Raw genomic sequence first — 11,923 nt, forward strand, 5'->3', positions numbered from 1 at the left:
CAAATGCAACCTTTTGCAACAATTGAGGATCTAGAAAATCTATGGCGTGTATTAAAGCCTGATGAAATCGAACGTGCCAAGCAACTACTTGTCATTGTTTCTGACTCGCTACGTGAAGAAGCCGGACGAGTGGGTAAAGAATTAGACACGATGATCAATGAAAAGCCACCTTATTTCACCAATGTAGTGAAGTCAGTGACGGTTGACATCGTTGCGCGAACACTTATGACGTCAACTGACCAGGAACCGATGACCCAAACGACAGAAAGTGCATTGGGCTATTCCTGGTCTGGCTCTTATTTAGTACCTGGTGGTGGCTTGTTTATCAAGAACACAGAACTAAGCCGTTTAGGCTTGCGACGCCAGCGATATGGGGTGGTTGATTTTTATGTCCAAGATTAAAGGGATGACTATTATTCTTGTCGATAAAACTGAAACAGGAACAGATCCATTTGGCAATCCTGTTTATGAGGACCGAGAAATCGAAATTGAAAATGTCCTAGTCAGTCCTACTTCGTCTGATGATATTGTTAACCAATTGACACTAACCGGTAAAAAAGCCGTTTATACGTTAGCTATTCCTAAAGGAGATACACACGAATGGGAAGACAAGGAAGTCAAATTCTTTGGTAAACGATGGCGTGTATTTGGAATACCGCTCGAAGGGATTGAAGAACTCATTCCGCTTGATTGGAACAAGAAAGTGATGGTGGAGCGTTATGGCTAAAAATAAATTCAAGCTCAATTATTCCGGAGTCGGTCAATTATTGAAATCGGCTGAAATGCAAGGTGTATTGACTGAAAAGGCAACCGCCATTAAGAATCGTGCGGGAGAAGGATACGCACAAGATGTATATGTCGGGAAAACTCGTGCAAATGCGATGGTCTATGCTGATTCTTACAAAGCAAAAAGAGACAACATGAAAAATAATACGTTACTGAAGGCGGTGCGTTAAATGATTGAGATCGTTATTAAGCAATATCTCGATAGTCATTTATCTGTACCGTCTTTTTTAGAACAAACAGGGAAAATGCCAGATAGTTATGTTTTATTCGAGAAAACAGGAAGCTCAAAACGTAATTATCTTCCTTCGTCTACATTTGCTTTTCAAAGTTATGCGGAATCGATGTATAATGCCGCAAAATTAAATGAAGAACTGAAAGAAGTAGTTGAAAACATGATTGAACTTGATGAAATCAGCAATGTTCAATTAAACAGCGATTACCCTTTTACAGATACGACAACGAAAAAATATCGATATCAAGCAGTCTTTGATATCAATCATTATTAGGAGGGAAACAGATGTCAAAAACAGAAAATGTATCTACGGCAAAACCCAAAATTGGTGGCGCAATTTATTCTGCGCCATTGGGAACTACTTTACCTACTAATGCTATTGCAGAATTAAATGAAGCATTCAAAAGTTTGGGATATATCTCAGAAGATGGGTTAAAGAATAATAATACACCTGAAACAGACGCAATCAAAGCGTGGGGTGGTGATACAGTTGATGTTGTGCAAAATGAAAAAGCAGATACTTTTAGTTATACATTGATTGAAGCGTTGAATGTCGATGTATTAAAGGAAGTATATGGGGGAAATAATGTTTCAGGTAGTCTAGAAACAATGATTACTATTAAGGCAAATTCTACACCATTAGAAGCACATAGTTTAGTTGTAGATATGGTTTTAAAAGCGGGTATATTAAAACGTATTGTTATCCCAAATGCTACGATTTCAGAGATTGGAGAAATTAACTATGCAGATGAAGATGCCATTGGATACGAAACTACTTTAACGGCTATGCCAGATGAAAATGGTGATACTCATACCGAATATATCCAAAAACCTACCAATTCAACTAATATATTAAATGAAGGAGTTGTAAAATAATGAAGGGGAAAACTAAATCAGGATTTGAGTATAAAATTTCGAAAGAACGTTTAGATAACTATGAATTATTAGAAGCTATCATTGAGCTAGAAACCAATCCATTAACTCTTTCTAAAGTAGTTATTATGCTTTTAGGTAAAGAACAAACTGAAAAATTAAAAGATCATTTACGGACAAAGGCTGGTATTGTTCCGGCAGAAAAAATGTCAGAAGAAATTACTGAAATTTTCCAAAGTCATTCAAATACAAAAAACTCTTAGTCCTTGCTAGGATGATTTATATAGATGAAGAAGCATTAATTTGCGATTTAGCTGAGACTTATCAAATATATGACTATAAACAGTTACCACTTTTAAAGGTAGCTGTTTTTTCTTGTGGTTTAAGAGAAGATTCCAGAATCAAAATGAAAATGAGTAATCAAACTGTATCGTTTGAAACACTTTTATTAGCAGGTATCTCAGATAAATTAAGTGTTCTTCTTTGGACTAAAACGAAAGATGCAGAGAAAGGTAAAAATTTACCAAAAATGATTATGGATGGGCTTCTTCCTTACAAGAAGGAAATGAGTACAGCAGATACATCTATATTTGATTCTAGTGAGGATTTTGAGCGAAGAAGAAATGAACTAATTAAGCAATTTGATGGAGGTGGTATGTAGTGGCAACAGAACTAGGTCAAGCTTATGTACAGATCATTCCATCAGCAAAAGGTATTAGTGGAGCAATAAAAAGCCAACTTGATCCAGAAGCTTCATCAGCAGGTATCAGTGCTGGTAATAGTTTAGGAAGCAAGCTTGTTGGTGTTGTGAAAGGTATTATTGCTGCTGCCGCCATTGGGAAAACGATTGGTGCTACTTTAACCGAAGGCGCCAATCTCCAACAATCGCTTGGTGGGATCGAAACTTTGTTCAAAGGCAGTGCAGATAAAGTAAAAAAATATGCCGATGAGGCGTATAAAACTTCTGGATTGTCCGCGAATGCCTACATGGAAAATGTTACCAGTTTTAGCGCTAGTCTATTGCAATCGGTTAGTGGAGATACTGAAAAAGCTGCGGATGTCGCAAACATGGCCATGATCGATATGTCTGATAACGCGAACAAAATGGGTACGAACATGGGTGATATCCAAAATGCCTATCAAGGTTTTGCCAAACAAAATTACACGATAGAATTGATGTCCGCTGCTTAGGTGACTATGCAGATGAAAGTGTGTGAACCTTACTAAGGGTGTGAAGTTAGAATATAGCAGGAAATGGCTATTGAGATAACTTTGCTAACAGGGGAAGTCTAAAACGATTATAGCTTACGTCATGATTATCCTGTGCTAAGCTTTATACGATTTATCCAAATTATATAGACTGATAAATGACAGTTGAGAAAAATAACAGTATAAAGAAAGTTAAACGACTATGAGTTTGTTACTCAGTACTGTATCTATTAGTACGATATGGGAAGCGCACACCAACTTTAAAGGAGAATGAAAACCTATGGAAAGGTTGGCTCTTTTAAAAAGTTGAAGATATAGTCTAATCCCTTAAGGTTTATGAGAAATCATAAGCCTTTTTAAATACCGTGAAAACGGGGGTGTAAATGGTTAGATAACTTAAAACTAGGGTACGGCGGAACTAAAGAAGAAATGCAACGTCTTCTAGCTGATGCAGAAAAACTTACTGGTGTGAAGTATGATATCAGTAATTTAAGCGATGTATATAATGCCATTCATGCTATTCAAGAAAATCTAGATATTACTGGCACAACCGCAAAAGAAGCTGCTGAAACGTTTAGTGGTTCATTTGCTGCGATGAAGTCGTCGCTTTCTAATGTCTTAGGGAAAATGGCATTAGGGCAAGATATCAAACCTTCACTAAATCAGTTGGCAGAAACCACCTCAACATTTCTTTTTGGAAACTTTATTCCGATGGTCGGCAATATTTTAAAGGCTCTTCCTGGAGCGATTGTCACATTTATCAAAGCGGCCATTCCATATATGAAAGAAGGAATAAGAAATCTATTAGGATCAGTTTTAGAGCCATTTCAGGATATTGGGGAAAAGATTACGGGTTCATTTAAAGGATTTGATGAATTAGGGGATACTTTTTCAAATCTAAGTTCAAAAATTGATTTGCCAGCAACCGGTTTGAAAATTCTTCAAATATCTTTTAGTGCGTTGCTAGGTCCAGCAGGGCTAGTGTTAAAAGTAGTGGGTATGATTGCTGATGCATTTCAAAACAAAGGGATAAAAGGTGGAATGAGTCAGATTTCTCAATCATTTGAAGAATTGGCTTCTGGTATTGCTCAAAATACTCCCAAACTAGGTTATGTATTCGGTACAGCTTTAAATGGCATTCTAACAGCCATAGGTGCAACTTTGCCAAGTATTATTTCTGGTGGATTGGCGGTAATTGGTGGATTTATCACAGGAATTGTGCAAGGTCTACCACAGCTTTCGTTATCCGTAGCTCAATTAATAATGACTTTCACTAGTTCACTATTACTATTAATACCAACAATTGTTCAATCCGCTACCTCAATTATTACAGCATTTTTAGGAGCATTGACGATAGCACTTCCTCAAGTTGTAGTTGCAGGAGCTAATTTGATTAATGTTTTACTCCAAGGTATTACGCAACAATCACCAGTTCTTGTGCGGAATATGGCGGTTTTAATTGCCACGTGGTTAGCTTCATTAAATTCGTATTTACCAATGGTATTACAAGCTGGTTTTTCTTTATTAATTAATTTTTTACAAGGTATTGCCAATAATATAGGCCAAGTCACGCAACAGGCATTAAATATCATTTTGAATTTTGCACAAGTGATCGCACAAAACATGCCAACAATTGTAAATACAGCCGTTAATTTAATGGTGAATTTTACGAATACGTTAGCTTCTAGAATGCCAGATATCATCAGTACAGCCGCTAAACTGATTGTGAATTTTGTTAACGGAATCGCAAATAATTTAGGTCAGATAATTAACGCCGCTGTTAATTTAATCGTTAAATTTTTGAAAGGAATTGCCAATAAAATTCCAGATATTGTGAATGCAGCGATGGATTTAGTTGATGCAATGGTACGTGGAGTTGTGCAATCCCAAGGACGATTGATGGATGCTGTGATTAATCTTGTGAATGGTTTTGCTGATAACATTAGAAATCGCCAAGAGATCGTTAGAAATGCAGCATTTAATTTATTGGATGCTATTCTAGGTGTATTTGTTCCAGATGCTTTATTAGACGCAGGATGGGCAATTATAGAGGGTTTTCTAAAAGGATTAGAAGCAGGATTTGAAAAAGTCAAAAGTTTTGTTAGTGGGATTGCAGAATGGATTAAAGAAAATAAAGGACCGTTGAGTTACGATAGAAAGTTATTGATCCCTGCGGGTAATGCTATTATGAAAGGATTAAATGAAGGATTATTGAGTCAATTTGTCACTGTGAAGAACAGTGTTACTTCTATTGTTGATGAAGTTCAAAGAATTATTTCAGATAATATGGATATCCATCGTTTAACTGGAGGTTTATGGCATAACAAACTATCTTATGAAATCTCAGATATAGCTAGTTTTGATTTACCATTAAAAAAATTATCAAACCCATATAATACTGACTTTAGAAGTAGAAAAGACTACGGTGATACGCCAAAAGTTTATATCACTATAGAAAAAGTAATTTTATCTAATGAAGAATCTATTGAGGAAACGGCTCGAAAGCTGGCTATATTAACAGAACAACAATTGAGAGGGAGATTGGCTTGAATTTATTAAAATATCCATATTTTCAGTTTAGAGGTAAAAAATCCATTGAATTAGGAATGATCATTAGAGATGGTATAAGTTTCAATCTTCCAGAGTCGTCTTTGGAGTTCATAAATGTAGATGGCAGGAACTCGGATATTATATATGACAGAGGAAAATATAAAGATATTGAAAAAATAATACCGATGAGTATATACAGCAATCAAGAAAAAACGATGGCCATGCAGTTAAGAGAAATCGCTGCATGGCTATATTTAGATAAAGTATATTCTCCTTTGATAATTAGTGAATACGATGAATATTATTATCAAGCTTTAGGATACAGTGAGATTTCTGCGAAAGACAAGAAAAGAAATTGGCTAGATATTGATTTTATTTTTAAGTGCCAACCTTTCGTATTCCGACACGATGGGAATGAGGAAAGAGAAATTAAAAATAATGGAGTCATTATTAATCCAGAAGCTTTTGAAAGTTTACCAGTCATTACATTTAATAAAACCACTAGTACAGAAGACAGTCATATTTATATCAATGGGCAACAGTTTCAAATCGCAAAAGAGGCGGGTGAGGGAATGATCACACTTGATTGCGAAAATGGTATTGCCTATAAGAATGGTGTGAATGTTACAAAGTATTGTTTATTAAATAGTGATGGATATCAACCGTTAGTGTTAAATCCTGGAAGAAACCAAATCAGTTATACCTATATTGATCAATTAAAAATCAAACCAAAATGGAGGACATTAGCAGTATGAGTGTAATTATTTTACATGAAAAAGATGAAACGAATTGGCACTCATTAGGGTTAGGACCGTTGACTGAAGCAATTTCTCCAATGGTGACGAGAGAACGAAACGGGATTTATGAATTAACTTTTCAATACCCTGTATCTGGCAAACTTTTTAAAGAGTTAAAGAGTGGTTTTTGGATCGTAGCAGATGCAGGACCAACACACGTAGCTCGTAGTCAGCGTTTTGAAATTGCAAGAGTTACAAAGCCAATCAATGGGATCGTGACGGTTTATTGTGAACACTATCGCTATAAACTGTTGAGATCTATAGTTAAAATAGGAACAAAATTTACCGGTATTACGGCACAAGCCGCTCTTAATCAATTAGGAATACAAATGGAACCAAAAAGCGATTTTAGTTTTTATAGTGACGTCGTTACTAAATCATCTATTGATTTTTCAGATCCTTCAAAATTTCAGAATGCACAAGCTGTATTAGGTGGTGTATCTGGGTCAATTTTAGATAATTTTGGTGGAGAATATTTATTTGATAATCATCAAGTAAAATTATTATCTGAAGCAGGTAAACGAACGAATATCGTTATTGCCTACGGCAAAAATTTAACTGATATTTCACAAGAAGAATCGATTGAAAGTACGTATACCTCCGTTTATGGTTGGGCAAAAACGGGAACAGGGGAGGACGAGAAATTAATTATCCTGCCTGAAATTTATATTGATAGCGACTATGTCCATAACTATTCAGAGCGCCGTATTCAAATGGTAGATTTTAGTGACAAGGAACCCAAAGATGTTGATGAATTACGAAGTTTAGTGAAATCGTATATTAAGAATAATCGAGTGGGAATTCCGAAAGTAAGTATCCAAGCAAGTTATGTTGATCTAGCAAGTTCTACACTAGATGAACAATTAAAGAATCTTGAAATGATTGACTTATGTGATTGGATTACAATCACATTTAATCAGTTAAATATAAATACTTCTACACAAATTATTAAGACTGTTTGGAATGTAGCATTGGATCGTTATGAATCAATTGGATTAGGAGATGCTCGGACTGATTTTGCACGTATCATTGCTGAATCAAAGAATGAAACAGAAAAGATCATAGAGAAAGTTACGTGGCTTGATGAAGCACAAAAAGAAGCATCTGATATTATAAAAAATCCAGGGAAGGGTCATGTAGTTATTTATCCTTCTTTAGCAGATCCACAAGAATTTTTAATTATGGATACGACAGATGTGAAAACAGCTAAAGATGTTTGGCGCTGGAATGATGGTGGTTTAGGTTTTAGTTCAACTGGTTACAATGGGACTTATGGCCTAGCTATGACATCTAATGGGGCGATTGTTGCTGATAGGATTACTGCAGGTACATTACGAGCAATTGACATCATTGGTGTAGCTATCAGAGGTAGTTCAATAGTATCTGAAAATGGCGATAGTCAGATTGTAATTGATGATGGAGCCATTAAAAATTTATGGAAAGGAAATCTTTTTTCTGAAACGACCGGCGGCGCCTTCCGTCTGTTTAAATCCAATGGAAAAGATGTTTTAGGTGGTTTATATCGTACATTTCATGAGGCAACTAATAGAGAATATTTAAATCTATCTGCTTATCCAGGGACGGATCTATGGCTTGGTAGATATGATCGTGCTACAGATGGACATATTGGTTCTTTAAAAGTAGATGGCAATACAGGAGAAATCAGCTTGTCACAAACTACTTTAGCTACAGATATGAACGGAAATAACAAAGTTATTCGTAATATTTGGTTAACGGGATTAAAAGTCCCAAATAATTCTCCAGTTAATTTTTATTCTTCTTTAAATATGAATGGTTATCCTATCCTAAATCAATCAGATATTCGATTAAAAGAAAATATTGTTCCTTCGGAAATTGATGGGATTGAAGAAACAAAAAAACTAAATTTTGTAGAGTTTAATCGTAAACAAGATTACCAAAATAAAAATAAACAAGCACAACCAAATAAAAAAAGAGAGCTAGGATTGATTGCACAATATACACCTTTTCTGTGTTCAGATATTGATCAACAAGAAGATAACTATTTAAGAATTGATGTAAATAAACAAATCATGTTGAATAGTTTAACAAATAAGCAATTAATTCAAAAGATTGAAGTACAAGAGAAACGTATAAAAAAATTAGAAAAAATCATTGAAAGGATTGTAGAAGATGAGCAATAGAAGCATAAATTTGGATTTTTCTAAATCTCCAGTAGCACCAGTTATTATTTATGGAAGAGTTGGAGATAATGGGTTACAGACAATTACTGTACATTTGAGTAATTTTAATGAACCAATCGATTTAAGAGACGGAGTTCTTGCATTCGAGGGATTGATTTCAGACGGTCAAACAAAAATTATAGATTCCGAAGGAATCACAGCAGATCCTGAAAAGTTGCTTGAAGGGACATTTGAGTACACATTTCCTAGCGCAGCATTTTCTATGGAAGGAATATATAAACGAGCGTATTTTTCTTTTCAAAAAGAAGGTAAAAGAAATACAACCGGTGATTTCAAAGTCATTGTTTTAGGAAATACAGATATTGATGTTGAAGAGGCGGAATCGATTATCACAGAATACAATAAGTTAATTGATCAACTTCATGAACTTTATACTCAAACTGCTGAGAGAGTTACTGAAGAGTATGAGCAATTCCATCAACAGGTTACGGAAAGAATGACTGAAATCAATGAATTAATTAATAATACAAAAATAGATTTGCAAGGTTTACAAGATAAGGTAGCTGAACTGAAACATATAGTTGAAAACTTAGAGAATTTATCCGTCGTGTATAGTGATAGTATTAATTTTGGAGACTATGATTATAGTGGAAATCCCAATTTATTTAGAAATATGGACTCAAGTAACTGGATTGTTGGGACGGGAGTAACAAAAGGGAGTGAAGAAAATGCGACGACATTCACGCTTTCCGATAGCACTACAAATCCTAATGCTTATGTACAAACAGAAGTACCAATTTTGTCGCCAAATAAAAAATACACGATGAGTACCAAAGTGTTTTTAGATAATCCAGCTTCATCAAATAACTATTTGCTTTACCGCTTAAATAAACAAAGTGATTCTCTTTCTTATTTGCATATAAAGTTAAGTGATTTACCATTAAATGAGTGGGTAGAAGTAGAAACAATGGCAAATCAACATGAAGTATCGTTCGATCCTTCTGAGATAACGAGTGCCTGGTTACAATTACTATTAAATGGCTTTACAGGTACTATCAAAATTAAAAATGAACTTAAAATTGAAGAAGGTGAATCAGCTACACCATACCAGCCCAATCTATTAATTGCGCCTTTTTATCTATCAAAACAAGTAACGGGAGAAAGAATGTACAAATATTTTGGTACAGGAATTAAGGATAGTGACAATCCAAATGACTTTGTCTGGGATTTGACTTCTGAATATATAGAAGCAAATTTTGCTAAGGAAACAGAGGTGGAAACAAATACTAATAATATTGCAATGCTAATTGATGACTTAAGAGTAGTGACGGCGAATGTTGTTTGGATGAAAAATAATACTTATGTTCTAGGGGAATGGCAAGATTTATCACTAACAGAAGGTTATCAAGGAGGAGACGGAACTAGTCCTAAGTATCGAGTTGACACAATAGATGGTCATAAAAAACTATCATTTAGAGGTGCGGTAACCACAACAAGTAATACATTGCCTAGTCAAACACAACAACATATTATTTCTACATTGCCAGATGAACTCACCCCTTCTGATACTAAAATGGGCTTAGGGACAACTAATTCATTGAGTACTTCATGCAGAATAGCTGTCACTAGCGCAGGAAATCTATACGTAGGAAATGACAGTGGCAAAGATGTTAAATATTGTTATTTAGATACATTTTCATATTGGTTAGATTGAAGAAAATAAAATCATTTAGTAGCGTGCTCAAATGAGTGCGCTTTTTATTTTTATGAAAGGAAGAAAATAAGTGAATACAATGATAGAACTGTTGAAAAATCAACTTTTAAAAATGAGTCATGACGGTAGTTGGGTATTCGGTGCAATTGGTGGAGGAATTTCTTTTGTGTTTCCTGATTGGATTACGTCAAAGAAATTAGGCATTGAGCATGCAGTTGTTATTGGAATATTATTAGCAGTTTTTCTTATGGAATGGGCTGTGGGTTCTAGTTTAGCCAAATTATCGACAAGTAAAAAGAAAAATAGTACGACTCTGATCGATTCAGCTATTCGAGATTTTGTAATCTTGGTGATTTGCATGATTGCCTATGGCTTTGATTATTTGTTAGGTACTGGTTCCATTATTTTTTGTTTGTTTATCTTCGCTTTTATTTACCATAATTTCTATAGTTTGATGGCCAATATCGCTGTTTTAGGTTGGGAAGATAAATTTCCAATGTGGCTAATTAAGTGGCTAGAAGATGAAATTGAAGTAAAAAAAGAAAAATATTTCCCAACAAATCATTTACAAGGAGACGATGAAAATGAGTAAACATTTAGTAGTGTTTGGACATGGCCAAGGTGATCCCGGAGCACTGGGAAATGGCTATCAGGAAGCAACGTTTACCCGTAATATTTTAGGACCAAAACTAAAAGCATGGGCTGCAAAACTAAAAAATAATCAGATTGATTTTTACAATGAGTCTCTAGATATGTATCAACAAACAAAAGCTGGAGGTGGCGCGTATGACGTAAATGGTTATGCTTCGGTGACAGAGTTTCATTTAGATGGATCAAGCAATCCTAGCGCTGAAAATGGTCATGTGATTATCAATGCTCGATTTAAAGCGGACAGTAATGATCTTGCGATTGCAAAAGTGATTGAGAAATATGTTGGATTGTGGGGATCATCAAAGCCAACAGGAACATTTGGACGTTCAGATTTGCTAAACTGCAATGTATTTTCTAATCGTGGAATTCCATACCGCTTAGTTGAACTAGGATTCATCTCTAATGCAAATGATGTAAAGAAATTAGTTGATAACATTGATGCAGTAGCGAAAGAATTAATCGAAGCAATTACTGGTGAATCTTTGGGAGTATCTTCTTCAAACAATACAAATGCCAATAGCTCATCTAAGCCAAAAACACACGATGAATATGTGACAGAAAGCCCGATTCAGAAAGCAAATGGGCAAGAAGCCAAACTAGAATTGATGAAAGAAGTTGAGAAAGGGATTTTAACGATTCAAGGCTGGCAAGGAGCAGGGAATCACAGATACGGTTATATTTTCTTAATGGATAAACAAACAGGCAAAGAATTAGCTAGAGTTGCGACTCCTGGAATCGTTCGAGAAGATGTCAACAAACACTTAGGCGTTGCCAAGGGGTTAAAATATGGGATGAAAGGTGAGTTTGACATGAAAAAATTTGTCGGAAAGAATGTTTATATTATGTTTAGACGAACGAATGATCCAGCAGGAAATACAAAGGGTGGCCATCAAGATTTCCACTTCAAAGATTTAGCGTTGACGATTCCAAAACGATAAAAATAGCTCCT

The 11,923-nt window shown here is 35.1% G+C and carries 13 protein-coding genes and 1 pseudogene; all 14 read left to right on the forward strand.

Annotated elements, in window-relative coordinates; translation table 11 throughout:
- Window positions 1-3 precede the first annotated feature (3 nt).
- The gene (locus IGJ95_RS01435; RefSeq protein ID WP_438761321.1) at window positions 4-402 is read left to right on the forward strand and encodes a phage Gp19/Gp15/Gp42 family protein; all 399 of its coding nucleotides are present in this window, start codon (window positions 4-6) and stop codon (window positions 400-402) included.
- Complete coding sequence (locus tag IGJ95_RS01440) at window positions 389-727, forward strand: hypothetical protein (protein ID WP_104660554.1); 339 nt, start codon at window positions 389-391, stop codon at window positions 725-727. Before IGJ95_RS01435 ends, IGJ95_RS01440 begins: the two co-directional genes overlap by 14 nt.
- A complete protein-coding gene (locus IGJ95_RS01445; RefSeq protein WP_010732375.1) occupies window positions 720-956 on the forward strand; it encodes a hypothetical protein in 237 nt (78 codons plus the stop codon). Before IGJ95_RS01440 ends, IGJ95_RS01445 begins: the two co-directional genes overlap by 8 nt.
- A complete protein-coding gene (locus tag IGJ95_RS01450) occupies window positions 957-1,292 on the forward strand; it encodes a hypothetical protein (RefSeq protein WP_151026712.1) in 336 nt (111 codons plus the stop codon).
- An 11-nt stretch (window positions 1,293-1,303) separates the two neighbouring features.
- The gene (locus IGJ95_RS01455; protein ID WP_438761324.1) at window positions 1,304-1,894 is read left to right on the forward strand and encodes a phage tail protein; all 591 of its coding nucleotides are present in this window, start codon (window positions 1,304-1,306) and stop codon (window positions 1,892-1,894) included.
- Window positions 1,894-2,154, forward strand: a complete 261-nt coding sequence (locus tag IGJ95_RS01460) for a hypothetical protein (RefSeq protein ID WP_438761326.1) — start codon at window positions 1,894-1,896, stop codon at window positions 2,152-2,154. Before IGJ95_RS01455 ends, IGJ95_RS01460 begins: the two co-directional genes overlap by 1 nt.
- An 11-nt stretch (window positions 2,155-2,165) precedes the next feature.
- Window positions 2,166-2,552: a DUF5361 domain-containing protein gene (locus IGJ95_RS01465; protein ID WP_438761328.1), complete on the forward strand. Its 387-nt coding sequence runs from the start codon at window positions 2,166-2,168 to the stop codon at window positions 2,550-2,552.
- A pseudogene (locus IGJ95_RS01470) lies at window positions 2,552-3,061 on the forward strand (hypothetical protein); the annotation flags it as partial. The gene IGJ95_RS01465 and the pseudogene IGJ95_RS01470, both read left to right, overlap by 1 nt.
- A gap of 468 nt (window positions 3,062-3,529) precedes the next feature.
- Window positions 3,530-5,650: a phage tail protein gene (locus tag IGJ95_RS01475; protein ID WP_438761330.1), complete on the forward strand. Its 2,121-nt coding sequence runs from the start codon at window positions 3,530-3,532 to the stop codon at window positions 5,648-5,650.
- Window positions 5,647-6,405 (forward strand): distal tail protein Dit, encoded by a 759-nt coding sequence (locus IGJ95_RS01480; protein ID WP_146897181.1) that lies wholly within the window; start codon window positions 5,647-5,649, stop codon window positions 6,403-6,405. The genes IGJ95_RS01475 and IGJ95_RS01480 overlap by 4 nt, the downstream gene beginning before the upstream one ends.
- Entirely contained in the window at window positions 6,402-8,609 is a 2,208-nt protein-coding gene (locus IGJ95_RS01485) for a phage tail spike protein (protein WP_438761333.1), read from the forward strand. The genes IGJ95_RS01480 and IGJ95_RS01485 overlap by 4 nt, the downstream gene beginning before the upstream one ends.
- Complete coding sequence (locus tag IGJ95_RS01490; RefSeq protein WP_438761335.1) at window positions 8,599-10,323, forward strand: BppU family phage baseplate upper protein; 1,725 nt, start codon at window positions 8,599-8,601, stop codon at window positions 10,321-10,323. Before IGJ95_RS01485 ends, IGJ95_RS01490 begins: the two co-directional genes overlap by 11 nt.
- A 79-nt stretch (window positions 10,324-10,402) precedes the next feature.
- Window positions 10,403-10,915 carry a phage holin family protein gene (locus tag IGJ95_RS01495; RefSeq protein ID WP_438762185.1) on the forward strand — a complete coding sequence of 171 codons (513 nt, stop codon included), beginning with the start codon at window positions 10,403-10,405 and terminating at the stop codon, window positions 10,913-10,915.
- Window positions 10,908-11,912: an N-acetylmuramoyl-L-alanine amidase gene (locus tag IGJ95_RS01500; protein ID WP_438761337.1), complete on the forward strand. Its 1,005-nt coding sequence runs from the start codon at window positions 10,908-10,910 to the stop codon at window positions 11,910-11,912. Before IGJ95_RS01495 ends, IGJ95_RS01500 begins: the two co-directional genes overlap by 8 nt.
- Window positions 11,913-11,923: the final 11 nt, after the last annotated feature.

It is taken from the genome of Enterococcus sp. AZ156 (assembly GCF_051714165.1).
GTDB lineage: Bacteria > Bacillota > Bacilli > Lactobacillales > Enterococcaceae > Enterococcus_B > Enterococcus_B pernyi.

Bases quoted from the DNA above. Each gene is read 5' to 3' on its own strand.
- IGJ95_RS01485 (WP_438761333.1), top strand. From the start codon at position 6,402: ATGAGTGTAATTATTTTACATGAAAAAGATGAAACGAATTGGCACTCA.
- IGJ95_RS01490 (WP_438761335.1), top strand. From the start codon at position 8,599: ATGAGCAATAGAAGCATAAATTTGGATTTTTCTAAATCTCCAGTAGCA.
- IGJ95_RS01435 (WP_438761321.1), top strand. From the start codon at position 4: ATGCAACCTTTTGCAACAATTGAGGATCTAGAAAATCTATGGCGTGTA.
- IGJ95_RS01475 (WP_438761330.1), top strand. From the start codon at position 3,530: ATGCAACGTCTTCTAGCTGATGCAGAAAAACTTACTGGTGTGAAGTAT.
- IGJ95_RS01465 (WP_438761328.1), top strand. From the start codon at position 2,166: ATGATTTATATAGATGAAGAAGCATTAATTTGCGATTTAGCTGAGACT.
- IGJ95_RS01455 (WP_438761324.1), top strand. From the start codon at position 1,304: ATGTCAAAAACAGAAAATGTATCTACGGCAAAACCCAAAATTGGTGGC.
- IGJ95_RS01445 (WP_010732375.1), top strand. From the start codon at position 720: ATGGCTAAAAATAAATTCAAGCTCAATTATTCCGGAGTCGGTCAATTA.
- IGJ95_RS01450 (WP_151026712.1), top strand. From the start codon at position 957: ATGATTGAGATCGTTATTAAGCAATATCTCGATAGTCATTTATCTGTA.
- IGJ95_RS01500 (WP_438761337.1), top strand. From the start codon at position 10,908: ATGAGTAAACATTTAGTAGTGTTTGGACATGGCCAAGGTGATCCCGGA.
- IGJ95_RS01460 (WP_438761326.1), top strand. From the start codon at position 1,894: ATGAAGGGGAAAACTAAATCAGGATTTGAGTATAAAATTTCGAAAGAA.
- IGJ95_RS01440 (WP_104660554.1), top strand. From the start codon at position 389: ATGTCCAAGATTAAAGGGATGACTATTATTCTTGTCGATAAAACTGAA.
- IGJ95_RS01495 (WP_438762185.1), top strand. From the start codon at position 10,403: ATGATAGAACTGTTGAAAAATCAACTTTTAAAAATGAGTCATGACGGT.